A 24,331-nucleotide genomic window follows, 5' to 3' on the forward strand; every position below is an offset into this window, starting at 1 on the left:
AAGATGTCTGACCAAAACGGTAGTCAATCCGTCACGATGTCTGACCGAACCGGTAGTCAATCTGCATTGCGTCAAGTTGCAGCTTCGAGGCTTTTTCTCGGCGCAACGATTGCGATGTTTCTGTCGGGTCTCGGCGCGTCAGCTGCTGCACCACAGATTGTTCCGTTCCTGGTGAAGGAACTCGGCGCCTCGCTGCCGTTGGCGGGACTCTATTACTTGACCAGCCTTGCAACGCCAGTCGCGGGGTATTTCGTCGGCCACTATTCCGATCACACAGGGAATCGCCTCGGTCTTTTCCGCCTGTGTGCTGTAGCGGGCTTTGTGGGCTGGGCGGGCCTCGCCCTCTCCACTTCGGTCTGGATGCCGTTCATCATCGCCGTCGCTTTGCTGGCCGTTTCCGGTGCTACCGCCTCGCAAATTTTTGCGGCTGGCCACGATAAACTCAACGACAAGCCCGACGACGCAAATGAAAGTGTCGTTGCCATCGCCCGTATGGCGCTCACCGGCGGATGGATCGTTGGGCCTGCATTAGGCGCGTGGGTGGCGGCGGCCTATGGCCTGCGATCCATGCTTTGGATGACCGCCTTCTGAATGCTTCTACAGATCGCACCTCTCGGAACGCTGAACCCAACTGTCAAGCTCAAGCCGGAGTCGGCGCGTCAGCCCGCACACCACTCCAACCTACGTGCCATGCTTCCACTGCTGACGTTCACAGGACTCTTCGTCATGGTCTACGCGGGGGAGCCGGCAAAGTACGGACTCCTGCTGATCTACATGGAAGAACACCTCAAGCTAAGTCCGGCCGTACGGGGAACGGTCATCGGGATACAGCCATTCATCGAGCTACTCATCATGCCCTTCAGCATCGGGCTGGGCCGCAAGCTTGGCAACGTGTGGTTGATGTGTATCGCGGCCGCTATCGGGGTGCTTGCCAATCTTTGCTTTGCGCTCTGGTCGTCCGCAGCGGGCATGTTCGCCGGACAGATCCTCATGGGTGGTGTTTGGGGCATCTTTATGGTTCTGGGCATCATCGTCGCTCAACGCCTGCTCCCCAACGCGGTAGGGACGGCGTCGGCAATCTTCATGAGCTCGACGGCTCTCGCCTCGGCGTTAGGAGGCATCGCGGGCGGCTTCGGGGCCGCGTTCCTGGGCCTTCCCAATGTCTTCCTGCTGCCAGCGCTCTTCGCGGGTATAGCCGTTATTGGACTGGCATGGATGGCACGCAGCGAAAACTTCAAGATGTATTGATCCCGGCCAATTCACACACGCGCTCGAGCACAGTTGCAGTGTCTGTTTCAGATCGAGAACCGGTCGTCGATTTACTCTAGTGTCGATATCAGGATTCACGTATGTCCCGCTCCGAACGTCTCCTTCATCTCCTGCAAGTGTTACGTCGTTATCGACGTCCCGTGCGTGGCCAAGCCCTGGCCGAGGAGCTCGGCGTGAGCATCCGCACGCTATACCGGGACATCGCCAGTTTGCAGGCGCAAGGAGCAATGATCGAGGGGGAACCGGGCGTTGGTTACGTTATGAAACCGGGTTTCATGCTGCCGCCCATGATGTTTCGCTCAGAGGAACTCGACGCCCTGGTTCTTGGCATGCGCTGGGTGGCCGATCGCTGCGACAAGCCGCTATCATCCGGTGCGCTGAGCGCGCTTGCGAAGATAGCCGCCATACTGCCCACTGAACTGCGTCGCGAATTGGAAGAGTCTTCGCTGCTGGTCGGCGCGCCGTTGAAGAGACCTGCCCACAAAGTCTCGCCTGACCTTCTGCGTGCCGCAGTCCGAGAAGAGCAGAAGCTCAATATTACCTACGTGGACGCCAGTGGTATTCACTCGCAGCGTGTCGTTTGGCCCTTTGCCCTGGTGTATTTCGACCAGGCGCGGGTCCTGATGTGTTGGTGCGAGCTTCGAGCTGATTTTCGGAATTTCCGTTCGGACCGGATCTCGAACGTCGAGCAGTTGGAAGAGCGCTACCCCAAAAGACGGTCAACACTGCTTCGTGAGTGGCGCAGGCTCAATCACTTCGCGAGCCGCACAATACTGCCAGAATCTGACAGTATCGACCATTAGACTGAGCTTCCTTTCTTGGCGAGGAGCTCAAAATGAAGTTCGCATCGGTTCGTGTTGTTACCCGGGATATCGATGGGCTGGTGGAGTTTTATCAAAGGCTTTCAGGTATCGAGGCTGTACGTCCGGCTGATGGATTTGCCGAAATGCGGTTCGACGGAGCGACGCTTGCGATTTCGTCTGAGCACCTGATTAAGCTTTTTAATGTCGGTGCTGCCACAGCGGCTGCGAATCAGTCGGCGATCCTGGAGTTTGAAGTGGAGGACGTTGACGCGGTGTTCGAACGGATGAATGGGTCCGGGACAAACATCGTGATGCCGACGACGTTGATGCCGTGGGGCAATCGCTCGCTCTTGCTGCGCGACCCTGACCGGAATCTCGTCAACATATTTTCTCGCCCCCAGCGTTGAGGAAACCCGCCGTCACGGCGGCCCGCCGCGTCGTTATTGCGAGCGAACACGCGAATGTGTGCGAGGTGACGGTCAGTTGGTTTGGGTAGCGCGTCGCTCGGCCAGAGCGAAAATCTTCATGCCAACGAGCATGGCAATGACGAACAACATCGCTTTGAACTCGCCGCTGCCGGCGCTCACGAGGGCCGGTCCCGGGCAGAATCCTGCCAGGCCCCAGGCGGCACCAAACATGGCGCTGCCAGCAAGCAGGCGGCGGTCGATGCGCGTCGCGGTCGGCAGCGACATGGGCGCGTTGAACAGGCTCCGCTTGAGCCTGCGTGCAATCGCGAAGCCGACACTGCCAACTGCGATCGCGCCGGCCATGACGAACGCCAGTGACGGGTCCCAGTTGCCGGCGATATCGAGAAAGCCCAGCACCTTCGCTGGGTTGGCCATGCCGGAAACAATCAGTCCCGTGGCGAATATCAGACCGGCCAGCAGCGCGTTGAGAATCAGCATGTCAAAGCCCCAGCAGATGACGGGTCACGAAAACGGTGAAAAAGCCCACTGCCATGAACGTCGCGGTGGCGGCAAGCGAGCGGACCGAACCGCGTGAGAGGCCGCACACGCCGTGACCGCTGGTGCAACCGGACGCATAGCGGGTGCCGACGCCGACGAGCAGGCCGGCCACAACGAGCACAGGTGGCGATGACGCGATCGTAACAGCCGGCAGTGCCGTGAAAAGCCTGAACATCCAGGGCGCGGCAAGGAGTCCAAGCACGAATGCGGCGCGCCAGACATGATCGCTGGATCTCGTGTCGAGCAGGCCGCCAAGAATCCCGCTGATGCCGGCGATACGACCATTTCCGAGCACGAGCAGCGCTGCCGCCAAGCCGATCAATAAGCCGCCGGCGAGCGCGGGAAGCGGCGTGAAGTGGACGAGGTCAATGCTCATTTCAGGCGCCCTTTGACTTTGCCGCAATAGAGGCTCGACAAGGTCTGCATAATGCTCAGGACTTCGACGCTTGCAAGGCTGTAGTACATGTACTTTCCCTCGCGCCGCGTGCTGACGAGACCTTCCTCGCGCAACACGCCAAGGTGCTGCGAAAGGCTCGGTTGACTCACGCCAACCGCCTCTTCCAGTTCTCCGACGTTGTGTTCGCCTTCGATCAACTGGCACAGCAGCAGCAGACGGTCTTCCTGCGCCATGGCTTTGAGAAGGGCGCAGCATTTCGTCGCGGATTGCCGCAGCGCGTCAAGCGCGGCGGGAGATAACGACGCGGTCATCGATGGGGGCCTCTCTGCCTGACAATATATTTACCAACATTATATAACAATATATATTGTTATATAATGTATCGACTGGAGCATGCGATGAAGCCACTGGTAGAAGCGTTCTTCGATCGGACCACCTGTACCGTTACCTATGTCGTTCATGCTGGCGATGGCTCTGCGTGTGCTGTGATCGATTCGGTGCTCGACTACGACCCGAAGGCCGGCCGTACCTCGACTCAATCGGCCGACAAGGTCGTGGAATTTGTACAGGCGCGGGGGCCGCGTGTTGAATGGCTGCTGGAAACGCATGCCCACGCGGACCATCTGTCGGCCGCGCAATATCTGAAGACACGACTCGGAGGAAGGATTGCCATCGGCGAGAGCATTCGCGCAGTGCAGGGTGTATTCAGGCGCGTCTTTAACCTGGGGGAGCACGTGCCGGACGACGGTCGGCAGTTCGACCATCTGTTCACTGCCGGCGAGACGTTCCAGATCGGCGAGCTGAGCGCGCGTGCCATACATGCGCCAGGGCATACGCCGGCTGACGTGGCGTACCAGATCGGAGACGCGGTTTTTGTCGGCGACACGATGTTCATGCCGGACATAGGTAGCGCACGGTGCGATTTTCCGGGCGGTGACGCACATACCCTTTATCGCTCAGCACGCAACCTGTTGTCGCTACCTGACGAGACCCGGCTTTTTATGTGTCACGACTACCCGCCGCAGTCGCGTCAACCACAATGGCAAACCACAGTGGCAGAGCAACGCAAGGGCAATATTCATCTGCATGACGGCAACTCGGAAGATGCGTTCGTTGCGATGCGCACCGCACGCGACCGGACGCTTGATATGCCTACGCTCATTCTTCCGGCTGTCCAGGTCAACATTCGTGCAGGCTTATTGCCTGAACCGGAAGACAACGGCATGCGTTATCTGAAAATCCCACTCGGCGCGTTGTAGGACGCGCATTTTTGCAAAGCAGTGCCAATTTGCTGACCGTTCTGGAGAACATTGCCAAGCGGCGATTGACGAGACGATTGACGTTCGCGAAATTCATGAATGAGATGAGTGACGGAGTTCACCAGTGGCTCCTTTAGAGGACATTCAGATAGGGTGGCAACTGCCGCATAGAGCGCGTATGCTCCGAAAAGCATCGGAGCGAAACAGTAGCCAGCAATAAAAGCAAACGTTAGTACTCACACTCTTGGGAGGTCGGCATGCTTTCCTTCATTGCTACGGTGATTGTAGGGCTGGTCGTCGGATTGATTGCGCGGGCGGTGAAGCCCGGAGACGACAGCATGGGCATCATTATGACCATCATCCTCGGCATTGCCGGCTCGCTGATTGCGGGTTACGTCGGGCGTGCGCTGGGCTGGTATCAACCAGGCCAGGCGGCGGGCTGGGTCGCGTCGGTGATTGGCGCGATCGTCCTGCTGATCATTTACGGACTGGTGCGCCGGCGGAGTTAATCCCCGAGAATCAGGCGAAGCATGCCGTTCGCATAGGACAGTATCCAGCCAGGAACGGACACTCGTTCGTCGCACCTTGATTGTTGGCAATGGTTGAGCGCCGGTTGAAACGCCGACCTTATCTGTCGTCGAAGGCAGACCGCGCTCCACCCGAGCCAGAGTGCCCTTTTAGGATGTCCACCAAACGTGGTTGGGGTCAAACACAGGGAAGGTCGAACTCTCGGGTGCATGACCGAGAGCGAGCCAACTTGGCGCCAGATCGGAGCGAATCATCACGCAATCGATCTCTAGAAGACATGGGAAATGTCCCGAATTGTTCGGAACGAAAGCGCTGAGCGAAAATCCGCAGCATTCATACTCTGTAATAGCCTCACGAAAGTCGACTGAGGTCTCGTAAAGCTTCGCGATCGCCAACTCGCTTTGCATTCCAACGAAATCTCGCATGATGTCGGCCGAGGCCTGAACAATTTTGACATCAAAGCCTTGCGTATCCATTTTCAAAAATGGTCGTTTGAATCCGTATTCGGCACGCAAGCGTTTTAGGGTGGTTTCCAGGCGCTCTGTTTTCACCGTAATGATCTCCGCGATCGAATTCACATGGCGAAACAGCTCAACATCATCATTCTTTGGCGTGCTCAGCGAGCTGAACTGACTTGCTCGCATCACATTGAACTGTGCTTCGCCATCCAATTCTGAAATGGCCAGCTCAGTCACTATCCACTTGTCATCGCCGTGGGCGCGTTTTCGAGCAATAAGGGCGTCGTGCGGATTGGGTTCAAACGAAAAAATATAGCCTTTATAACCGGCCTTCTTTCTCAGCATCTCGGCGTATTCGCCCTGGCTGGCACCGATATCGAAAACACAATCGACATCCAGATAGGCCAGCAGTTTCTTCAGTTGAATATGTTCCCAAGTCGCATAGAGCATTCGCTGGTCAATAACGGTAGCGTTCTTGACCAAATCGTAGGACTTCTTGGGTAGTCGACCAACTCGTTGAAGTAAAGACATGAAAACTCCTTCTGTTCACTTGTTAGGTACAGTTGGAATCCTTTTGCTTCTGTGGCCACTAGTAGTGGAATTTGTGGAACGGCTATTGCTGCCGGTCGATGTATGGCCTGCAAGGATCAACGCGATACCGGGTTCGCCAATGGGAAAAGGACCGCTCGTGCCATGGGCTCCGACGATCATCTTCAACAGAATAGCAGTGAGGGCGCGCGGCAGTGGGCGGTCTTCACCGGGGTATACCCTTGTGGGCCGACCACGATTTCCTCTGAAGAATCAAAAGCTTACGAGCGGTCGAATTGCGAGGGGAGTGAGCCTTCCAGGTAGGCGGGTAGCCAGCGACTCACCTCCGCACGCGCTCGCAGGTCGGCGGGATTCATGGCCAGGGACTCAGGCCGGCGGTGCGCGTCGGAGGAAAATCGTAGCGCTTCATTAGCATTCCCGAACGTAGCGAATCTGGACGCGCTGAACTCGCGTCCGTGCGATCCCTTTGTCGTGGCGACGGGATCACTGTTGCTTGCGTGACTTTCCCTTGCCTGTGCTTTGCACGGCGGGGGCGCGCTCCTCGTCACGTTGCCGGCCCCATTGCTCAAGCAGCGTGCGCGTCTGTTCGAGTATGACCGACTTGAGCAGTTCGGCCTTCTCGGCATCGATGCTTTTCCAGCCGAGCATCGACAGCTTCGAAGGGCTCGCGACGTGAAAAATGACCATTTGCCCATGCAGACTGAAGGTGCGGATCAGCGTGACCGGATCGTCGGCCGCGCGTCCAGAAATTCGCGCCACGAGCGCCGCGCTCGTCGTGTTTAGCGGCGCGCGGATCCGGCAGGCAATAATCTGCGTCGCACTTTCGGGTTCGTGCCCAGCCTGCTCGCGCGCGAAAAAAAAGCCGCGGGCCGGGATTGTTCACTTTCGCGAAGGCGCCGTCCGCGATCGCTTCCTGAATACGGATGAAGGCATCGATCAACACCGCGGTATTGGCGTTTTCAAGCAACGCTTCTCGCGCATGCTCGATGGCCGGCCCAAATATCTTCCATGCATCGTCAGCAAGTGCTTCGGCGCACGCGCGATATACCCCCTCCTTATTCTCGAAGTAATACTGCAGCGCGGGCGCGTTGACGCCGGCGCGGGCCGCGATATCGCGCGTCGACGCGCCCTCAAATCCGTGCTCACCAAACAGCTCGATCGCCGCCTCGATGATCCGCTGACGCGTCTCGTCGCCGCGCGCATAGCCGCCCTCCGGCGAACGGCGCAGCTTCTTTGCGGTGTTCATGCATTGCTCTCCGCGTTTCTCTTCGTTTCTCTTCATTAAGCCCCGAAGGCAGACCCCTTGGGAAGCACCCCCACGGAAATTCCCTTGACAGACTTCTTTCGAAATATATCACTTGACACAAGTGTATCGAGTGGAATAATTTTTCCAACTGGAAATAATTGGACTCATAAGATGTCAACGACCGCAGGCTCTCCTTCCCGCCCAATACCTGCTGAAGACCCTCCTGCATCACAGGCCCGGCGTCCCAGCCGGCGAACCGTCCTGATCGCACTCGGCGTTGTCGCGCTGATTGTCGGAGCGGTCTGGCTCGCCCGCTGGTGGACGGTTGGGCGCTTCATTGAAAGCACCGACGATGCCTATCTGCAGGCTGACAGCGTCACGGTCGCCCCCAAGATCGCAGGCTACGTGACGGACGTTTACGTCGCGGACAATCAGGTCGTGAAGCCGGGCGATCCGCTTGTGCATCTCGACGCTCGCCAGTATCAGGTCGCGCTCGACCAGGCGCGAGCCACCATCGATGCACGCAAAGCCGACATTGAACGCGCGCAGGCCGACATCAAACAGCAGCAGTCCAACATAGCGCAGGCACAGGCGCAGCAGCAGGTGGCGCGCGTGAGCGCGCAGCACGCGAGCGACGAAGTGCGGCGCTACGCTCCACTCGTTGCAACCGGTGCTGAAAGCAGTGAACGGCTGGCGGAATTGACCAGTAGCCGCGATCAGGCCAATGCCACGCTCGCCGCGAACGCCGCGGCGGTCGAAGCCGCACGCTCGCAGATCGGTTCGGCCACCGCGCAGCTCGCGCAGGCACGAGCGCAACTCGAGGCTGCTGAGGCGAGCGCACAGCAATCGCAACTCGATCTCGACAACACCGTGGTGCGCAGCATGCTCGGCGGCAAGGTTGGCGATCGCACCGTGCGTGTGGGTCAGTACGTGCAACCCGGCACACGGATGCTGACGGTCGTGCCGGTGCAAAGCACCTATTTACTGGCTAATTTCAAGGAAACGCAGGTAGGCCGGATGCGCGCCGGTCAGCCAGTGGAGATGCACGTCGACGCCTTGCCGGGTCACACCCTGCACGGCGTAATCGACAGTTTCTCGCCCGGCACGGGCTCGCAATTCGCCCTGCTGCCGCCGGAAAATGCCACCGGCAACTTCACGAAGATCGTGCAGCGGGTGCCCGTGCGGATTCGTGTCGACACGGGTGCGGAGACGCGTAGCGTGCTCTTGCCGGGGCTGTCGGTGACGGTAGATGTCGACACGCGTTCCGCACGCGATCGCGACGCACGTATCGATTCCGAGAATCATCGTGGCTGATTCGACCGCCGCATCACCGGCCGCACCACCAGCCGCACCGCACGCCGAAGAGCGTGCCAGCGTCGGCGACTGGATCGCGGTCGCCGCGGGTGCGCTCGGCGCCTTGATGGCGACGCTCGACATCTCCATCACGAATTCCGCGCTACCGCAGATCCAGGGCGAAATCGGCGCCACCGGTACCGAAGGCACCTGGATTTCGACCGGCTATCTGATGTCGGAAATCGTGATGATCCCGCTGGCGGCATGGCTCACGCGCGTATTCGGCCTGCGCAATTTCCTGCTGACGAATTCAGCGCTTTTCATCGCATTCTCGATGATGTGCGGCTGGTCGCATACGCTGCCCATGATGATCGCCGGCCGCATCGGGCAGGGCTTCACGGGCGGCGCGCTAATCCCGACGGCGCAGACCATCATCCGCACGCGCCTGCCGCTATCGCAGTTGCCGGTCGGCATGACCATGTTCGGCTTGATCGTATTGCTCGGGCCGCTGCTTGGACCGGTTGTCGGTGGCTGGCTCGCGGAGAACGTCAGCTGGAGCTGGTGCTTCTTCATGAATCTGCCGATCTGCCTTGCGCTGATGACCCTGTTGATCGTCGGCCTGCCGTCGGACCGGCCTCACTGGGAAGCGTTTCTCAAGGCGGACTGGCTCGGCATTGTCGGTCTCGCGATTGGCCTCAGTTCGCTCACGGTCGTGCTCGAGGAAGGTCAGCGCGAGCGCTGGTTCGAATCGCCGATGATCGTGGCGCTCACCTGTGTGTCGCTCTTTGGCATGATCCTGATCGCCGCCTCGCAAGTGACCGCGAAGAAGCCGATCGTGCGTCTGAGCCTGATGCGCAATCCAAATTACGCCAGCGTGATCGTGATCGTATCGGCGGTCGGCGCAGCGCTGTATGGCGTGTCGTATCTGGTGCCGCAGTTTCTCGGCGTGGTCGCGGGTTACAACGCGGAACAGTCCGGCGCGATCATGCTGCTTTCCGGGCTGCCCGCCTTCATGATCATGCCGGTGCTGCCCCGGCTGCTTGGCAAAGTCGACTTCCGCGTGCTGGTGATCACCGGGCTGCTGTTATACGCGATCAGTTGCATGATCGATATCGGCCTCACGGCGCAGAGCGTCGGGCACGATTTCGTCTGGTCGCAACTGATACGCGGAACCGCACAGATGCTCGCGATGATGCCGCTTAATCAGGCGTCGATGGCGGCCGTGTCGCGCGAAGATTCCGGCGACGCCGCCGGTCTCTACAACATGGCGCGCAACCTCGGCGGGTCGATCGGCCTTGCGATCATCGGTACCGTGATCGACCGGCGCACGACGTTTCATACCGCGGCGATCCGCGAGTCTGTCAGCGCAAATTCGCTGATCGGCCAGGAGAGCCTCGCGGCGAACGCGGCGAACTGGTTCACCCATACGGGGGACATGGCGTACTCGCAAATGCGCGCGCTTGGGCAACTCGGGGTACAGATCCAGCAGCAGGCCATCGTGATGACCTATTCGGAAACCTTCTATCTGCTCGGCATCGCGCTGCTCGTCTGCATTCCGCTTGCGCTGCTTCTGAAAACGCCGCGCAGGAATGCGCCGCCTCCGTCCGCCGGACACTAATGTCTTTTCATCACACCATGATGTTCAACCGCCTTTCGTGTTTCGCACTGGCCGCCGCCGCGCTTCTGTCCGCCTTGTCGGGTTGCACGGTCGGCCCGGATTATCACGGGGCGCCGCCGGTTGCGCGGGACGCCCAAAGCAGCGCGACCTTCGTGCGTGCGCCGGCCTCCGGCACGACTTCGACGCCCGCGCCGAACCAGTGGTGGCTCGCACTCAACGACCCGCAGCTGAACGACCTCATCGCCGCAGCCCTTGCACACAGTCCCGATGTGCATATCGCACAGGCGCGACTGCGGGAATCGCGTTCGCAGTTGCAGACGCAACGTGCCAACGCTCTACCGAAAGTCTCCGGGGATGCTGCCGCGCTGCGCATGCGCTCGCCTGATCCGAGCTCGCTCAGTTCGGGAAGCGCCAGTAGTACATCGTCGGGTCACGGCCCGCTGCAGCTCTATACCGCGGGCTTCGATGCCACGTGGGAAATCGACCTGTTCGGCGGCACGCGGCGCGCCATCGAAGCGGCATCGGCGGATGCGGAAGCTGTCGATGCCGATCTTGCGGACACCCAGGTGTCGCTCGCGGCCGAGGTGGCGCAGACCTACGTTGAACTGCGCGATCAGCAAACGCGGCTTGAACTCGCGCAGCGTCAGGCGGAGACCGAACAGAAAATGTTGACACTCACGCAGCAGCGCCGGGAGCGCGGCACGGCAGCGGATGTCGATGTCGAACGCCTGACCACGCAGGTTGAGAACACGCGCGCGACGCTGATGCCGCTCGACGCGCAAGTGACCGATTCGCTCGACCGCCTCGCCGTGCTGACCGGTCGTGCGCCCGGCGCGCTGGACGAACAGCTGGCCGGCACGCGGCCGCTGCCGGCGTTGCCCGAGACGGTCGCCATTGGCGATCCGTCGGCGATGTTGCAGCAGCGTCCCGACATTCGCGCGGCGGAACGGCGGCTTGCGTCGAGCAATGCGCAGATCGGCGAACACATTGCGGATTTTTTCCCGAAGGTAACGCTGTTTGGCGATATCGGCTTCAGCGCCGGCGATCCGGGTCACCTCGTACGAAAGAACAATTTCAGCTGGTTAGCCGCGCCATATCTGCAATGGAACGCGCTCGATTTTGGGCGCACGCTGGGCAGCGTGCACGCGGCTGAAGCATCGCGTGACGAAGCCGAGGCTCGTTATACGAAGGCCGTGCTCGGCGCGCTGCAGGACGCGAACTCGTCGCTCTCGCGCTATGGGCATCAGCGCGAGCGTGTCGTCACGCTGCAAAAGGTGGAGGCATCCGCAAGTCACTCGGCCACGCTGATGCGGCAACGCTATTCCGCAGGCGTAGCCACGTTGATCGATCTGCTGGACACGCAGCGCGAAGAATTCACTGCGCAGCAGAATGTCGTCGCGGGACAGGCCGAGTTGCTCAAGGACTTTGTGTCGCTACAGAAAAGCCTCGGCATCGGCTGGCAAGCGCAGCAAGGTTAGCGCGCGGGCGCGGCCATTCTCGGAGCACCGCGTGGCCGCTCGGTTATCTCCCCGACTTCAGCTTGGCCCAATGCCGCGCACGGCAATGCTTCGCCTCCGGGCCACGGTGTTTACCTGCTGCAATCTTCAAAAAAACAGTTATTTCAGCTACGACTGCTGCACTAGCATAGCCTCCGAACAAAACAATAATCCGGCCGGCGTAGCGCACTAAAGAACCTCAATCGACGCGCGGCCGCTCGACGAATCTTGGGGGCAATGATGGAAATCGCCGTTTTTTGCATCGTGCGGTCGCACTGCTATCTGTCCTGAGCCGCGGCGCCGATCGCGCGGTTCCATTCGCCACTTCTGGCATTTCGAAGACTCACCTGCTCGCTGACTTAAAAAGCAACGCGTGTGCATCCGCACGCCCTATTTCCGTCGACAAAAACCCTGCCATGGCTCAAATCAACGTTTCCACCCGACTCGCACTCGGTTTCGGTACCGTCCTGGTGCTGCTCGTGGCCACTTCCTTAATGGGCATGGCCGGCGTTGCCAGCATTCGCGGCAAACTCGACGACATCGTTCAGGTACACAACGCCGAAACGGGATTCGCGACAAACCTGCGCGGCGCGGTCAACGGCATCGCCATCTCGATCCGCAACATGGCGCTGCTGACCGACGAGAATCAAGTGGCCAAGGAGCAAGCGTCCATCAAGCGGCAGGAAGCGGTGTATGCCGAGAATTATCAGGCGCTGGGTCGCATGTTCAGCGCGTCGCCGTTGACGACCGACGACGAGCGCCGTCTCCTCGCCCAGCTGAAGCAGGAAGAAGCGGCGACCTTGCCGCTGGTCGAGAAGGAAGCCATGAACTGGGCGCTAGCGAACGATCCGGACGCGACGGTCAAGGTGCTCGTCAACGAAGTGCGTCCGAAGCAGGTTGCCTGGCTGACCACCCTCAACGCGTTGCTCGCACTCGAACAAACCCGCAGCCGTGACGCAGCGAACGATGCCGCAACAACCTATGCCACGCTGCAGGCGGTGACCACGGGTGCGGTAATCGTTGCCTTGCTGATCGGCCTCACGGCAGCGGTGCTGATCACACGCAGCATACTCAGGCAGCTCGGCGCCGACCCGGCCGAGGCGCAGCGCCTTGCCAGCGAGATCGCCGGCGGAAATCTCGCGGTGACGGTCAAACTGGGCAAGGGCGACGCGCATAGCCTGATGGCGTCGCTCGAGGCGATGCGTCTGCAATTGATGTCCATGGTCACGCAGATCAAGACCTCGGCCGAATTGATCGCCGTACACGCCGGGGAGATCGCCGACGGCAACACCGATCTTTCGAAGCGCACTGAGGAACAGGCGGCGTCATTGCAACAGACCGCCGCCAGCATGGCGGAATTGACTTCCACCGTCAGGCAGAACACCGAGGACGCGATGCAGGCCAGCGCAATCGCGAACGCGGCTTCCGACACCGCGGTCCAGGGCGGCCAGGTCGTCGAGCGGGTGGTGACGACCATGCAGGACATCTCGACGAGTTCGTCGAGGGTCACTGAGATCATCGGCGTGATCGAAGGCATCGCCTTCCAGACCAATATTCTGGCGCTCAACGCTGCCGTCGAGGCGGCTCGCGCAGGCTCGCAAGGGCGCGGCTTCGCCGTGGTAGCGAGCGAAGTGCGCACGCTCGCGCAGCGCAGCGCGGATGCGGCCAAGGAGATCAAGGTGCTGATCGGCCAGTCGGCCGATCATGTTGAGGCCGGCTCGCAGCTGGTGGCCGATGCGGGTGCCACGATCGAGCAGGTCGTGCGATCGGTGCGTCAAGTAAGCGACTTCGTGAGCAAGATCGCGCTCGCATCCACCACGCAAAGAACGGGTATCGAGCACGTCAATCAGGCGGTTGCGGAAATGGAAAAAGTGACGCAGCAGAATTCGGTGCTGGTTGAGCAGGTTACGGCGGGCGCGCAGATCATGGCCGGACGGGCGAGCGTGCTGCGGGAGTCGGTCGCCGTCTTTACGGTTGGAGATCGGCGGGACATGCTTGCCGCTGCTGGAATCAGCAACCACGACGACACGGGCATCGGTGGGACCTCCGGCTACGCCACAGTACACGTGTAAGCTATGCCGCAGGTCTAGTCCGATCTAGGATGCGGGTGCATCGCCAGCGAAAGCCCAAGCCGCTTTGGGCTGAGGACGCAAGAGCAAATAGAACGCGACAAAGTGCGTGATCATCAGCAGAGGCACGTAGATGATCGGGATCGCGTAGGCGGCGCCCAGTTGCCCCGCCATTGCAGGAAGGTCAATCCGGACAGCGTGGTAATAGTCGACGATGATGTCGACGGCCCCCGCGAGATTGAAGGCGACCACGAAAAACCAGAAGAGCGGACGCATCCTGAAGGTGAGCAGCGCCAGCATGGCCAGCACGCCGGTTAGGAAGTCACCATAGGCGACGAACTGGGCAAAGCTGGCAGGCAGACTGGGGCCGACTACGCCGGGCAGGAGGAAGATCAGTCCGAAGAAGCGGAAGCTGTGCAGCGTAGCGATAGCGCGTTGCGCGTCGGGACGGTCCATCGACTTAAGCTTGGGCAGCATGTACGTGGCGAAGCAAAGCAGCCACGCGACGTAACCTAGAACGAGATGTATCTGGAAGACGGTTTCGGGTGACATGCAGAACTCCTATTGGGAGGCCATCGGCGTCGACGGCCTCGACATTGGCGAGACTCCTGATTCACAAGCCGATTCTAGGACCGCATCCGACGAGCGACTATTCGCGATAATATTGATGGGTTATGAAGCAAAACTTCACAGTCCGCCAAGGCGCGCTCGACGGTGTCGAGGCGTTCCTGAGCGTTGCCCGGCACCGCAGTTTCCGCAGAGCGGCTGCGGATCTCGGCGTGACGCCCTCGGCGATCAGCCAGACGATACGCGCACTCGAGGCGCGCGTAGGCGTGGCGCTGTTCATACGTACAACGCGGAGTGTCGGCCTGACCGAAGCCGGCGAACAATTCCTTTTGCGAGCCAAGCCCGCCTTCGAAGAACTCGTTGCGGCAAGCGGGGTTGCGCGCGAACTCGGGGAGCGGCCGACCGGACTGCTGCGCCTTTCGGTGCCGAGCGCGGCTGTGCCGACTGTGTTGCAGCCCCTGATCGCATCCTTCTGTCAGGCCTATCCCGAGGTCGAGGTTGAGATCGTCGCCAGCGCGGAGTTGATCGACATCGCGGCCGAAGGGTTTGACGCAGGCGTGCGGATGGGCCAGTTCATTGCCGCCGACATGGTTGCTGTACGACTGACGCCGCCGTTCCGATTCGAGGTTGTTGGCAGCCCCGATTATCTGCGTCGACGAAACCGGCCGGAGCGCATCGACGATCTGCGTGACCACACCTGCCTGCGCATACGTCGCTCGAACGGCTCGATCGCACCTTGGCCCTTTGTCGACGGCGATAAGACCGTTGAGGCAATCGTCTCCGGGACGCTAATCGCGCACGACTACCCCACGATCCTCGGCGCGGCGATTCAAGGCGTGGGACTTGCGCAATTGCCCGGGCCGCTTGCGGCTGCGCCGATTGCCGACGGCCGGTTGCAAGCGCTGCTGACGCCCTTCGCCGCCACAGCGCCGGGGATTTTTCTGTACCACTCAGGAAGACACCAGGTCTTGCCCAAACTGCGCGCATTCATCGAGCACGTTAAATACCGTGGCAAGTAGAATTTTCCAACCGAAACTTTCCGCGCCTTACCGATGACCGAGTTGGGAGGGAAATCCCCTCCTTACCAGGCATTTGGAAATATTTTCATCACTTACGCTGAGTGCTCAACTTGTAAGGAGATCAAGCATGAGCATACAAAGTGTGAGTGGTTCACAAGCAACCACGAATCTGCTGTCTGTCGGCGCCACGCGTCGCTCGACTAGCGGTGGCTGTGAAGCGGCGACGTCCTCGTCGTCTTCTTCGGCCAATTCGACGGACACGAATCCGCTGTTGTCGGCACTCGAGGCGGCGTTGTCGGCGCTCGGGATTGGCAGCACGTCGTCGACCACGGCTACGTCGGGTACGTCGAGCACGACGGCTTCTTCGAGCACGTCCAGTACCGCAGCCTCTTCCACTGCTTCCACCGCCGCCACGATCGATTCATCGTCGACCAGTTCGGTTTCCGAATCATTACAGGCTTTTCTCGGGGCGCTGTTTCAGGCACTAGGATCGCTTCAGCAACCGGGCAATAGCGACAGTTCCATGTCTAACAGCACGAGCGGCTCGACGAACTCGATCGCGACTTCTTCCTATGGGGATATTGGTGGGGCGCTGAACGCGCTCGCGCAGGAACTCGGGTCAGGCTCTGGCAGCACGGCGAGTTCGAGTACTACGTCCAGTACCTCGGACTCAAGCAGCAATTCCTCCTCGTCTTCTTCACAGTCGTCGACGCTGCAGACGGATTTTCAGGCGCTGTTGAGCTCACTCGGCGATAGCAGCTCAGGCACGTCGTTGCAGTCGTTCGTGCAGACGCTCGCGAACAACCTTAAGGGAAATTCGCATATGCAAACGGTCGGGAGCCTGGTGTCGACAACGGCTTAATGTAACGGATCCCGGTGGTTTTTCGTCCTTCCTGATGACTCCGTCAGGAAGGGCGGACGCCCGTTTTCCCGCCAGCGGTCATTCAGGAATTCGCACATAACCGACCGGCATACGTCGCCGCGGCTTATCAGCTCTTTGGCAACCATACCCCGTGAAAACCAGCGGGAATGCGCCTGGGCAACGGTACGGTTGCGATCGGCGCGCTCTTTATATTCTTGCCGTCGAGAATGACCAGATCCGTGGTATCCGTTGCCTGGCGATAAACGCAGACGAGCAACCAGCCGTCGCCTTCGCCAGAGGATACAGAGCGCGGCACGAATACCGGTTCACCGTTCTGGTCGCCTTCCGGGACCCTGTACCGCTGTATCGAATTGGACCTGAGATCATAGCGAACGACACCCCGAATCTCCGTGTTTGTCGGTTGCTCCGCAGCGTAGAGAAATCGATACGAACGGCCGGTTCGCCGTTCATCGATGCGAGGCAGTTCGATACAGATATCCGCGATTTGTCGTTCAGTCACGGTCCCCTTGTCGAGGTGAATGACGTAGCGCCACAGAACGCCAGGTGGGTTTTCCTCAAACACGAAGCCATCGGCCTCCAGACGAAAATATTTCGGATATCGAACGGCATCCAGAACAACTGTCGCCTTATCCGCGTCGTATGCGTTCACCACATGCTGGATAAAACACGGCGCTATTTCAAACCAGCGCATCTCGCCGCCATGGCGAGGAATGACACCCAGCCGAGCCCTATGGTCGTCGCGCCAACGTAATGGCATCCGAAAGCCACGGGATAGCATCGAGAAGTCGTACCCGACGTTGAGGTCCAGAAAGATACTGTGGGTAGCGGTGATGGCCATGTCGTGCATCATTGAGGGTGATGACATGTCGACGGCGACGTCGACGCCTGGCACACCTTCCGCGTCCGTCACTTCATAGCGCAAAAACGGTTTCTTCCAATCGACGCGAAAACTCATGAGCTCGCCGGTCTGTGGGTCAACTTTGGGATGGGCCGTCATGCCGATTGCCAGTCCCTTGTGACGGCGGGTTGCGCCGAGCGTTTCAAGTTCGGCCGTCATGGCGAGCGGGGCACCGCCATCGGACAACGCCAGTATTTCGCCGGCGTGATTGAGCACATTCACGTTTGGATTCGTATCGAGCAGAGCCCGTGCGGCATCCGGGTCGTGTACGTCTGCCCAACGCCGTGTGCGCGCCCAGCGATTCCTGTAGCTCGTTGCGCGACCGTCCTGAAACGAGATGCCATGCAGCATGGCAGCTTCGGACCACCAGTCCAGCACGTTGTTTCCTATGAAGCGCCCACGCAAGGGGTTCGGCCCGTTGCGTACCAGTACGCCGTTCAGTTCTCGCGGAATTGCTCCAATAACGGGAAGATCGACAAGTTCGACTTCGTCAACAACGGGCGCTGTTGCACCGGAGTTCAAATCGAATGTGGCCATGCTGGTTGTCCTTTTTATCCGCGCGTTGCCGGGCAAGCGTCGAGGCCGTTGCAGAAAAGAACGGCATTGCGGATGAATGTCAGGCGCTACTTACTACGCGCCACCGACACCAGTTTTTTTACACGTCGCGCCATGTTCACGAACACACCGTCGGACTTCTTCACAGACGGTCGTCTGTGCGGCATCTGCTGGAGGTCACGCCAGTCTTCTTCCAACGCACGCGCATGATCGGCGGCGTCGAATGGCCACTCGACCACCACCGCTCTCAAGACTGTCGCGCGCGGGCCCGTCTCGGCGCTGTCCAGGTACGCGTTAATCGCCGACGCCTCGTGCTCGGCCGCTCGCTGAGAATCGGCGACAATGAAATCGTTTAGTCCTTCGATATGGACGCACCATAACCGTTCGCTCACGTCCTGTCTCCGTATGGGGCTTTGAATCGCCAGTGACCACGCCCTCGCGGCTTGCCCAATCAAGCCACAGTGATTAGCCGCTCCCATTTCAAGTCCGAAAAACACGGTCCTTGCGTGGCTTCACTGAACTTCACGTCGTTGTGTTCGCCGTTCCATTCCATGACCTGAACATTTTCGTCCGCATCGACGGTCACATCCCATCCTATGCATCGGGCGAAGGGGATCTTCTGATGCAGATCGAGGACCATCGCAACGCATTGCGCAAATGCCGGGATTTTGACGCCCGAGAAGCGGACTCCGGAATCTGGATGCGCTTCAGTCGCACCCCAGTCATTCATGTAACCCTCACGACCCAGTTCGCCGGTAGTCAGATCGACCGGTACGCAGACATCGCGATCACTTTGAACATGCGTATCTTCCGCTCTTCCGAGCCGCAAAAAACAGGCTCGAATCGTGATACCGCCGGCGTTGTCCACAACCGTGGTAAAGCGCAACGTGGCAACCGGCTTTGAAGCAAAGACATTGAACACGCGGTGCTGAGTGATGAATTTCTGAATAACGCCATTGCCAAGCGATTTGATGGCTTCGCGGTCGAAGTCCTCTCTATTGAAGATGGTCACACCCTTGCCTTGCCCGGAGCCGTCCAGCTTGAACACGACTCTTTCGCCCTGCCCGAACACGACGCTCTCGAGTTCACGCTCTGGAATCACAACGTTTTTGTCCGTGAAAAACAGGCCATTGGCGAAATAGGCGACGTCTGGAAACGCGTCGCTGCCGAAGATCGGCCGCGATATCGACTTCAGGTCGGATAGCTTTCCGTAAGAGCCTTTCATGCTGGGCACCACCACGCTCCCGTAGTAGTTGTCCGGAATCCACCCTTCCTTGAACGTTCTACTGAACGCGGTGTAGACGCGGAGCCACGGCGCGTAGACGGCGTTCCCAAACACGTCGCGCGCATAGGTATCGGCCAGCTTCAGATTCGCCGGGTCGGCCTTTCCGTACTTCTGCTCCAGAGACTGCAGAACTCGCCCGGCCTGGGCGCCTTGATCCCGGTGAAACTTGAATTGCGCGGCCCTTTTTAACGACCGTCTGACTACGCGCTCAACATCGAATGACATCATTTCGATCCCGCAGCTATTCGACTCATGCCTACTTCCTGTACTGTATTACTGGGACCTCGATCTAAGCTCAGTAAGCGTTAGGATGATGAAGCCCCTTGAATACAGTCGCGAAAATGATTTTTACGTCAAGTCTGAATGACCAGTTCCTGAGGTAATACAAATCATGTGCGACACGGCCCTCCATCTTTTCGAGGCGATCGGTCTCGCCGCGAAAGCCGTTGATCTGCGCCCAGCCAGTAATGCCGGGCTTGATGCGGTAACGATGAATGTAGCCGGAGACAATGTTCTGGTAGAGATCGTCGTGTTCAAGCGCATGAGGGCGAGGCCCCACTACGGACATGTCGCCGCGTAGCACGTTAAAGAACTGCGGTAATTCATCAAGGCTCGTGCGACGAAGGAATCCACCCACTTTGGTGATACGCGGGTCGCCGCGTGTAGCCTGCTCGAGCACGCCGTGCTTCTGTTCATGCAGGCGCATGGTGCGAAACTTCAAGATGGTGAAGACGCGTCCGTCCGCGCCTTTCCGGCGCTGTTTGAAAAATACCGGTCCGGGCGAACTGAGCTTAACCGCGATTGCACACGCAAGCAGGATGGGCGACACCGCAATCAGCGCACCCAGTGCAAAGAGGCGATCGAACAATTCCTTTTGCACTATGGCATTGGGCGGCAACGGCGAGGCGGCCAGATTGATGGTCGGCACACCCAACAGGTCTGTCACGCTTCCTTCAAACAGAGCCAACGTACGCACATCGGGCATGAAACGTATGTTGATCAGATCATTGCGAAACTCATTGACCAGTTTGAGAATCGTGCGCTCCTCGGTCAGCGGCAATGCCAACCAGACTTCGCCGATCTGTTTTTCACGAACGTGTCGAGCAAAGCTCGCATGCTCGTCAAAGACACGCACCGCTGTTGTGGTTGCTGCCGTGGTATCAGACCGTACGTTATACAGCGCATTAGGCCGAAAGCCAGCCGCCGGATTCCTCTCCATCTTGCGAATGACCTCGTCGCAATGCTCTCCGCACGCTGCCACGGCAACCTGCTGCAAATTCAGGCCCGCATTGCGCGCCCGGCCGAGCAGCGCATGTGTCGCCATGCGGCCGGCAATCATCAACCCGCCGGAAATGCCCGTCCAGTAGGCAAACCAGAGCCGCGAGACAAAGTCGATGCGATGTAACGAGAACATCAGCACCATCGCGCAGGCCTGCACGACTAGCCAGCCGAGCGCGACTTGCCCCACCAGCGTCCTTTTGGACCGCCCGCGCCAGGATTCATACACGCCGAGCGTCGGAAACACCGCCAACGAAAACGCCGCGGCGAAAGCCACGAACGCAAAATAGAAACCTCGTTGAGAAGCATCGTCGAAGCGGATCCGCGAGGCCACGAGTGCGCCGGTCAGGATCATCGCCACGTCGAACAGTCTTGCCATTAGACCAGTAATCAACCGCATCGCAGCCCCCTAAAGACACGCACCTAGTCACGCGAGCTGATTCAGCCGCACCGTCCGTACTGGTCGTCAAACCGGACGATGTCGTCTTCGCCGAGATACGTGCCCGACTGAACCTCAATGATCTGAAGCGGTACGCAGCCGGGATTTTCCAGACGATGGCGTATGCCAAGAGGGATGTAGGTCGACTCGTTTTCGCCGAGAAGGAACTGCTCTTCTCCGCGAGTGACAAGGGCCGTGCCGCTCACGACGACCCAGTGCTCCGCGCGGTGGTGATGCATCTGCAGCGACAGGCGCGCGCCCGGCATCACGACGATTCGCTTCACCTGGAAACGGTCGCCATGGTCGATCGAATCGTAGAAGCCCCATGGCCGACGGACTTTTCTATGCGCGTCGGCTTCTGGCGACTTCTCGCGCTTGATGCGCGACACCAGTCCCTTGATGTCCTGCACGTGTGAGCGGTCTGCAACCAGCACGGCGTCGTCGGTATCGACCACGATCATGTTGTTCGTGCCGACACACGCAACCAGCCTGCCACCCTGCGAGCGCGCATAAGTGGCGGTTGCGCCTTCGAACACCACGCGCCCATTCGAAGCGTTGCCGCACTCGTCCTTTTCCATCGCCTGCCAGACCGCGTCCCATGAACCGAGATCCGACCAGCCCGCTTCGAGCGGCACCACGATTGCGCTGAATGGCGAATCAGGCTTGCAAACCTGCTCCATCACAGCGTAGTCGATCGAATCGGATGGCGAACGCAGGAACTCAGTGGCATCGGGAATGACGCATTCGTCCGTCTTCTTGGCACCTTGATAAGCCTGGACACACGCAGCATGCATCTCGGGCTGGAACCGTTCGATAACAGCCAGCCAGACTGACGATCGAACCACGAACATGCCGCTGTTCCACCAGTAATTGCCGGATTCAACATATTGCGCAGCGAGTTCCACGGCCGGCTTCTCGACAAAACGCTCGATACGATGCGCCCCATCCGGGAACGCGTCACCGAGGCGGATATAACCGAATCCCGTGTCGGCGCGATCGGGCGGAATGCCTAGCGTCGCGATCTTGCCGTTCAACGCATGACGTGCGGCAATATCGATAGACTGATGAAGCGCATCGAGATTCGCAATGGCGTGGTCCGCGGGCATGGCGACCAGAATGGCATCCTGCCCGCCCGTACATGCCGCCAGCGCGGCAAGCGTGAGAGCCGGTGCCGTATCCCGACGAGCCGGCTCTACGATAATGCGCGCATTCACCCCAATCTCCCGAGCCTGCTCGTAAGTCGCGAAGTAATGCTCTGCCCCGCACACGATGAGAGGATCCGCGGCGATCTCCCACGTCGAGCTGAAGCCCGCCATTCGTCCCATCGTGGCCTGTAGCAACGTCTGGTTACCGATCACGTCGATCAATTGCTTCGGAAACTGCTCACGCGACACCGGCCACAGACGCGTACCTGAGCCACCCGCAAGAATCACTTGCACGAGCGGCGGATAATCCGCCACAACCTGATCGATCGCTTCGTGATCTATCTCGCCAGCACTTACCGTAACCTTGCTCATTTAAAGCTCCTTTACATTGAAACCCGCTGGCGAACGAAATCCTCACGTCCACGCGCGATGCATTGCATCGTCAATCGCGCTGCAGGCTTCTTGTGTGATCAATGACAGAACGACCGTATCAGACGGACAAAGCCATCGGTTCAGTTCGCGGTGACAAAGGTGCACGCGTTGACCGTCAATCTGGCCCGACCGGAAAGCGTGGTCAGCATCGCGGCCGATCGCAACTGCATGACGTTCAACAGTAACGCCACGCATCGGCTTTCTACCGGCAAGCTGACGCCGCAGAGCAGTACTCGATGTGTTTCATCATAGTCAGGCTACGCTGCACCACAACATTTCTGGCGCGAACCGTGGAGGTTTTGGCCGTGGCCGTTGGACCTGCTTTCGCAAGCGCACGAAACAGGCTCGATTTACACGCTGCGCGAGACGAGCGGGTTGGAAATCAATTTATAGCCGTGATACCGTTCATGTGAACGAGTTGATACTTTGGTGTGAACGGTAGTGCACCGATATTGTCTGTTGTCCGTAACATGCTGACTTTTGGCGTCCGACTCCATGTTTGTGCTACGGGCTCGGCGTGGCCTTCGAAGACCGCACGCCACCGGCTTATCTGGACGCTTACCTTGACGCTTATCTGGACAATTCTCTGGAGCCGCAATGGCCTACATATCGCTCCTTGCACTGTTCCTGACGGTCACCAATCTGGTCCCCGTAAGCGCGGCCGGACTCGTCCCGCTCGTCTTTTGTCCCTGGCGCTTTTTTGGACGCAGCTACCCCACGTTCATGACGCCGCTCGCCGCGTTCACTTTACTGGTTGTGATCTCCACGCTGCTCTACGATCCCAGGTCGTTCCTGGAATTCGATTTCTATCGGCGCGACGGCAATTTTCTCATCTCGTACGCACCTATTTTTGCCGGCTGCCTGTATACGCACCGTTGGGACCTGAATAAAGTCCTTCGCACGTTTTTCGTGTTCGCGGTGCTGATCAATCTGCCGCCCTACGCTTACTACGTCATCCACAATGGCTTGCTCAGCATCCTGGCGCGTCCCGACGACAGTTTTGGAAGCTACTTCATTGCACGCAATGCGGCAGGCGGGTTCTTCGCCATGCTGTTCTGCCTGGGTATCGCATGCTACCTGCACAGGCGCAGCAAGCTGCTGCTGGCCCTGCTCGGAGCCAATGCACTCATGTTGTTCTCCACCTATAGCCGAGGCTCGTTGCTGGGTGCTCTTGTCGTCCTTCCCTACCTCTACTTCGGCCGCAAACGCTGGATGCTGGCAACCCTGATTGCCGGTCTGATCGCCGGGTCTATCGCAATGGCGATCTACCATACGGATCCAAGAGTCGACTATATGGGCTACACCTTCACCATCGAGAATCAGGATGCCAAGGTCGCCAACCTGGACATTCGCTACGAATGGCTATGGCCGCGGGCGCTTGCGTACTTCGAGCAGAGCCCGATCGTAGGCCTCGGTTTCGGCTCATTCGACGATCATATCGGCAGTGTGACTTCTTACTTTCATCTGTTGGGCGTACCGTCGGACATGATCATCGAACATAGCGACTCGCACGCTCACAATTCATACCTGAACTTCCTTGCGGAACTTGGCGTAGTCGGTCTTGCTCTGATGCTGAGCTTCTACTGGAAACTGATCGAATGGAGCAAACACGGTGCAGCCGCCGCTGCGCTGTTTGGCGGCGGACAGAACTTCGCCGCCTTCAGGTTTGTTGAAATTTCATCAGTTTGCCTGCTTGTCATGGCCGCGACCGAACATCGCCTAGTCTCGCCGTCGAATGTACTGATCCTTGCTCTCGTTATCTCCCTGCTGCTGGCAGCGCGGTCGGTCAACACCGCCGCGATCAACCATCTTCAGCAGAAGTCGAACGACGGCGTACCACGCTGAGCGCAACCACGCGCCGGCGAAAACGCAGAAGAGAA

24 protein-coding genes and 1 pseudogene are annotated in these 24,331 nt (G+C 59.3%); 13 read left to right on the plus strand and 12 right to left on the minus strand.

What is annotated here, in order from left to right:
* The first annotated feature begins 3 nt into the window (after positions 1–3).
* From B0G76_RS43305 to B0G76_RS15775, 4 genes are all read left to right on the plus strand, one after another.
* Entirely contained in the window at positions 4–591 is a 588-nt protein-coding gene (locus B0G76_RS43305) for an MFS transporter (RefSeq protein ID WP_220700756.1), read from the plus strand.
* The gene (locus B0G76_RS43310) at positions 592–1,248 is read left to right on the plus strand and encodes an MFS transporter (RefSeq protein ID WP_220700757.1); all 657 of its coding nucleotides are present in this window, start codon (positions 592–594) and stop codon (positions 1,246–1,248) included. It abuts the gene before it with no gap.
* A gap of 101 nt (positions 1,249–1,349) precedes the next feature.
* Complete coding sequence (locus B0G76_RS15770; RefSeq protein ID WP_120293442.1) at positions 1,350–2,072, plus strand: YafY family protein; 723 nt, start codon at positions 1,350–1,352, stop codon at positions 2,070–2,072.
* A gap of 32 nt (positions 2,073–2,104) precedes the next feature.
* Positions 2,105–2,479 (plus strand): glyoxalase/bleomycin resistance/extradiol dioxygenase family protein, encoded by a 375-nt coding sequence (locus B0G76_RS15775; RefSeq protein WP_120293443.1) that lies wholly within the window; start codon positions 2,105–2,107, stop codon positions 2,477–2,479.
* 72 nt (positions 2,480–2,551) lie between these two features.
* Here the strand turns inward: B0G76_RS15775 and B0G76_RS15780 are convergent, their stop codons facing one another.
* Genes B0G76_RS15780 through B0G76_RS15790 form a run of 3 tightly spaced genes read right to left on the minus strand, consistent with a single transcriptional unit; the run spans position 2,552 to position 3,745 of the window.
* Positions 2,552–2,977: a YeeE/YedE family protein gene (locus B0G76_RS15780; protein ID WP_120293444.1), complete on the minus strand. Its 426-nt coding sequence runs from the start codon at positions 2,975–2,977 to the stop codon at positions 2,552–2,554.
* A 1-nt stretch (position 2,978) separates the two neighbouring features.
* Positions 2,979–3,413, minus strand: a complete 435-nt coding sequence (locus tag B0G76_RS15785; protein WP_120293445.1) for a YeeE/YedE family protein — start codon at positions 3,411–3,413, stop codon at positions 2,979–2,981.
* Positions 3,410–3,745, minus strand: a complete 336-nt coding sequence (locus B0G76_RS15790; protein ID WP_120293446.1) for a helix-turn-helix transcriptional regulator — start codon at positions 3,743–3,745, stop codon at positions 3,410–3,412. The genes B0G76_RS15785 and B0G76_RS15790 overlap by 4 nt, the downstream gene beginning before the upstream one ends.
* 87 nt (positions 3,746–3,832) lie before the next feature.
* On the opposite strand from B0G76_RS15790, the gene B0G76_RS15795 reads away from it, so the two are divergent.
* On the plus strand, positions 3,833–4,693 hold the full coding sequence (locus B0G76_RS15795; RefSeq protein ID WP_120296408.1) for an MBL fold metallo-hydrolase: 861 nt from the start codon (positions 3,833–3,835) through the stop codon (positions 4,691–4,693).
* Between the two features lie 257 nt (positions 4,694–4,950).
* The gene (locus tag B0G76_RS15800) at positions 4,951–5,202 is read left to right on the plus strand and encodes a GlsB/YeaQ/YmgE family stress response membrane protein (protein WP_120293447.1); all 252 of its coding nucleotides are present in this window, start codon (positions 4,951–4,953) and stop codon (positions 5,200–5,202) included.
* Positions 5,203–5,370: 168 nt separating this feature from the next.
* Here the strand turns inward: B0G76_RS15800 and B0G76_RS15805 are convergent, their stop codons facing one another.
* The 3 genes and pseudogenes from B0G76_RS15805 to B0G76_RS44825 all read right to left on the minus strand — a co-directional run.
* Positions 5,371–6,210: an FkbM family methyltransferase gene (locus B0G76_RS15805; RefSeq protein ID WP_120293448.1), complete on the minus strand. Its 840-nt coding sequence runs from the start codon at positions 6,208–6,210 to the stop codon at positions 5,371–5,373.
* Between the two features lie 501 nt (positions 6,211–6,711).
* Positions 6,712–7,104 (minus strand): CerR family C-terminal domain-containing protein, encoded by a 393-nt coding sequence (locus tag B0G76_RS44820; RefSeq protein WP_409076758.1) that lies wholly within the window; start codon positions 7,102–7,104, stop codon positions 6,712–6,714.
* A gap of 217 nt (positions 7,105–7,321) precedes the next feature.
* Positions 7,322–7,510: pseudogene (locus B0G76_RS44825) on the minus strand (TetR family transcriptional regulator); the annotation flags it as partial.
* 135 nt (positions 7,511–7,645) lie between these two features.
* Between B0G76_RS44825 and B0G76_RS15815 the strand changes: the two are divergent.
* The 4 genes from B0G76_RS15815 to B0G76_RS44560 all read left to right on the plus strand — a co-directional run bounded on the left by B0G76_RS15815 (position 7,646) and on the right by B0G76_RS44560 (position 13,953).
* Positions 7,646–8,788, plus strand: coding sequence for an HlyD family secretion protein (locus B0G76_RS15815; protein WP_259460597.1), 1,143 nt, complete (start codon positions 7,646–7,648; stop codon positions 8,786–8,788).
* Positions 8,724–10,385 carry an MDR family MFS transporter gene (locus B0G76_RS15820; RefSeq protein WP_409076715.1) on the plus strand — a complete coding sequence of 554 codons (1,662 nt, stop codon included), beginning with the start codon at positions 8,724–8,726 and terminating at the stop codon, positions 10,383–10,385. The genes B0G76_RS15815 and B0G76_RS15820 overlap by 65 nt, the downstream gene beginning before the upstream one ends.
* Positions 10,386–10,402: 17 nt before the next feature.
* Positions 10,403–11,863 (plus strand): efflux transporter outer membrane subunit, encoded by a 1,461-nt coding sequence (locus B0G76_RS15825; protein WP_120296410.1) that lies wholly within the window; start codon positions 10,403–10,405, stop codon positions 11,861–11,863.
* 434 nt (positions 11,864–12,297) lie between these two features.
* Complete coding sequence (locus B0G76_RS44560; RefSeq protein WP_120293450.1) at positions 12,298–13,953, plus strand: methyl-accepting chemotaxis protein; 1,656 nt, start codon at positions 12,298–12,300, stop codon at positions 13,951–13,953.
* Between the two features lie 24 nt (positions 13,954–13,977).
* On the opposite strand, the gene B0G76_RS15835 is transcribed toward B0G76_RS44560, so the two are convergent.
* Positions 13,978–14,502 carry a hypothetical protein gene (locus B0G76_RS15835; protein ID WP_120293451.1) on the minus strand — a complete coding sequence of 175 codons (525 nt, stop codon included), beginning with the start codon at positions 14,500–14,502 and terminating at the stop codon, positions 13,978–13,980.
* 122 nt (positions 14,503–14,624) lie between these two features.
* Between B0G76_RS15835 and B0G76_RS15840 the strand changes: the two genes are divergently transcribed.
* Positions 14,625–15,536 (plus strand): LysR family transcriptional regulator, encoded by a 912-nt coding sequence (locus B0G76_RS15840; RefSeq protein ID WP_120293452.1) that lies wholly within the window; start codon positions 14,625–14,627, stop codon positions 15,534–15,536.
* A 127-nt stretch (positions 15,537–15,663) separates the two neighbouring features.
* Positions 15,664–16,398 carry a hypothetical protein gene (locus B0G76_RS42475; protein WP_147394054.1) on the plus strand — a complete coding sequence of 245 codons (735 nt, stop codon included), beginning with the start codon at positions 15,664–15,666 and terminating at the stop codon, positions 16,396–16,398.
* A gap of 127 nt (positions 16,399–16,525) precedes the next feature.
* Here the strand turns inward: B0G76_RS42475 and B0G76_RS15855 are convergent, their stop codons facing one another.
* The 5 genes from B0G76_RS15855 to B0G76_RS15875 form a co-directional block, all read right to left on the minus strand.
* Positions 16,526–17,854 carry a carotenoid oxygenase family protein gene (locus B0G76_RS15855; RefSeq protein WP_120293455.1) on the minus strand — a complete coding sequence of 443 codons (1,329 nt, stop codon included), beginning with the start codon at positions 17,852–17,854 and terminating at the stop codon, positions 16,526–16,528.
* A gap of 86 nt (positions 17,855–17,940) precedes the next feature.
* On the minus strand, positions 17,941–18,264 hold the full coding sequence (locus B0G76_RS15860; RefSeq protein WP_120296412.1) for a hypothetical protein: 324 nt from the start codon (positions 18,262–18,264) through the stop codon (positions 17,941–17,943).
* Positions 18,265–18,323: 59 nt separating this feature from the next.
* On the minus strand, positions 18,324–19,385 hold the full coding sequence (locus tag B0G76_RS15865) for a sugar-transfer associated ATP-grasp domain-containing protein (protein WP_120293456.1): 1,062 nt from the start codon (positions 19,383–19,385) through the stop codon (positions 18,324–18,326).
* 67 nt (positions 19,386–19,452) lie between these two features.
* Entirely contained in the window at positions 19,453–20,835 is a 1,383-nt protein-coding gene (locus B0G76_RS15870; RefSeq protein WP_120293457.1) for an undecaprenyl-phosphate glucose phosphotransferase, read from the minus strand.
* Between the two features lie 41 nt (positions 20,836–20,876).
* Positions 20,877–22,391 carry a mannose-1-phosphate guanylyltransferase/mannose-6-phosphate isomerase gene (locus B0G76_RS15875; protein ID WP_120293458.1) on the minus strand — a complete coding sequence of 505 codons (1,515 nt, stop codon included), beginning with the start codon at positions 22,389–22,391 and terminating at the stop codon, positions 20,877–20,879.
* A 657-nt stretch (positions 22,392–23,048) separates the two neighbouring features.
* Here B0G76_RS15875 and B0G76_RS15880 point away from each other — a divergent pair.
* On the plus strand, positions 23,049–24,296 hold the full coding sequence (locus B0G76_RS15880) for an O-antigen ligase (protein WP_120293459.1): 1,248 nt from the start codon (positions 23,049–23,051) through the stop codon (positions 24,294–24,296).
* Positions 24,297–24,331: the final 35 nt, after the last annotated feature.

It is taken from the genome of Paraburkholderia sp. BL23I1N1 (assembly GCF_003610295.1).
Classification (GTDB): Bacteria; Pseudomonadota; Gammaproteobacteria; order Burkholderiales; family Burkholderiaceae; genus Paraburkholderia.

What these genes read in the sequence shown, in the direction of transcription:
- B0G76_RS15855 (WP_120293455.1), bottom strand. Translation starts at nt 17,854, where the DNA reads ATGGCCACATTCGATTTGAACTCCGGTGCAACAGCGCCCGTTGTTGAC.
- B0G76_RS15800 (WP_120293447.1), top strand. Translation starts at nt 4,951, where the DNA reads ATGCTTTCCTTCATTGCTACGGTGATTGTAGGGCTGGTCGTCGGATTG.
- B0G76_RS15820 (WP_409076715.1), top strand. Translation starts at nt 8,724, where the DNA reads ATGTCGACACGCGTTCCGCACGCGATCGCGACGCACGTATCGATTCCG.
- B0G76_RS15815 (WP_259460597.1), top strand. Translation starts at nt 7,646, where the DNA reads ATGTCAACGACCGCAGGCTCTCCTTCCCGCCCAATACCTGCTGAAGAC.
- B0G76_RS15870 (WP_120293457.1), bottom strand. Translation starts at nt 20,835, where the DNA reads ATGCGGTTGATTACTGGTCTAATGGCAAGACTGTTCGACGTGGCGATG.
- B0G76_RS15880 (WP_120293459.1), top strand. Translation starts at nt 23,049, where the DNA reads ATGGCCTACATATCGCTCCTTGCACTGTTCCTGACGGTCACCAATCTG.
- B0G76_RS15840 (WP_120293452.1), top strand. Translation starts at nt 14,625, where the DNA reads ATGAAGCAAAACTTCACAGTCCGCCAAGGCGCGCTCGACGGTGTCGAG.
- B0G76_RS15780 (WP_120293444.1), bottom strand. Translation starts at nt 2,977, where the DNA reads ATGCTGATTCTCAACGCGCTGCTGGCCGGTCTGATATTCGCCACGGGA.
- B0G76_RS43305 (WP_220700756.1), top strand. Translation starts at nt 4, where the DNA reads ATGTCTGACCAAAACGGTAGTCAATCCGTCACGATGTCTGACCGAACC.
- B0G76_RS15770 (WP_120293442.1), top strand. Translation starts at nt 1,350, where the DNA reads ATGTCCCGCTCCGAACGTCTCCTTCATCTCCTGCAAGTGTTACGTCGT.
- B0G76_RS15775 (WP_120293443.1), top strand. Translation starts at nt 2,105, where the DNA reads ATGAAGTTCGCATCGGTTCGTGTTGTTACCCGGGATATCGATGGGCTG.
- B0G76_RS15875 (WP_120293458.1), bottom strand. Translation starts at nt 22,391, where the DNA reads ATGAGCAAGGTTACGGTAAGTGCTGGCGAGATAGATCACGAAGCGATC.
- B0G76_RS15795 (WP_120296408.1), top strand. Translation starts at nt 3,833, where the DNA reads ATGAAGCCACTGGTAGAAGCGTTCTTCGATCGGACCACCTGTACCGTT.
- B0G76_RS44560 (WP_120293450.1), top strand. Translation starts at nt 12,298, where the DNA reads ATGGCTCAAATCAACGTTTCCACCCGACTCGCACTCGGTTTCGGTACC.
- B0G76_RS15865 (WP_120293456.1), bottom strand. Translation starts at nt 19,385, where the DNA reads ATGATGTCATTCGATGTTGAGCGCGTAGTCAGACGGTCGTTAAAAAGG.
- B0G76_RS15805 (WP_120293448.1), bottom strand. Translation starts at nt 6,210, where the DNA reads ATGTCTTTACTTCAACGAGTTGGTCGACTACCCAAGAAGTCCTACGAT.
- B0G76_RS15790 (WP_120293446.1), bottom strand. Translation starts at nt 3,745, where the DNA reads ATGACCGCGTCGTTATCTCCCGCCGCGCTTGACGCGCTGCGGCAATCC.
- B0G76_RS42475 (WP_147394054.1), top strand. Translation starts at nt 15,664, where the DNA reads ATGAGCATACAAAGTGTGAGTGGTTCACAAGCAACCACGAATCTGCTG.
- B0G76_RS15785 (WP_120293445.1), bottom strand. Translation starts at nt 3,413, where the DNA reads ATGAGCATTGACCTCGTCCACTTCACGCCGCTTCCCGCGCTCGCCGGC.
- B0G76_RS15825 (WP_120296410.1), top strand. Translation starts at nt 10,403, where the DNA reads ATGATGTTCAACCGCCTTTCGTGTTTCGCACTGGCCGCCGCCGCGCTT.
- B0G76_RS15835 (WP_120293451.1), bottom strand. Translation starts at nt 14,502, where the DNA reads ATGTCACCCGAAACCGTCTTCCAGATACATCTCGTTCTAGGTTACGTC.
- B0G76_RS43310 (WP_220700757.1), top strand. Translation starts at nt 592, where the DNA reads ATGCTTCTACAGATCGCACCTCTCGGAACGCTGAACCCAACTGTCAAG.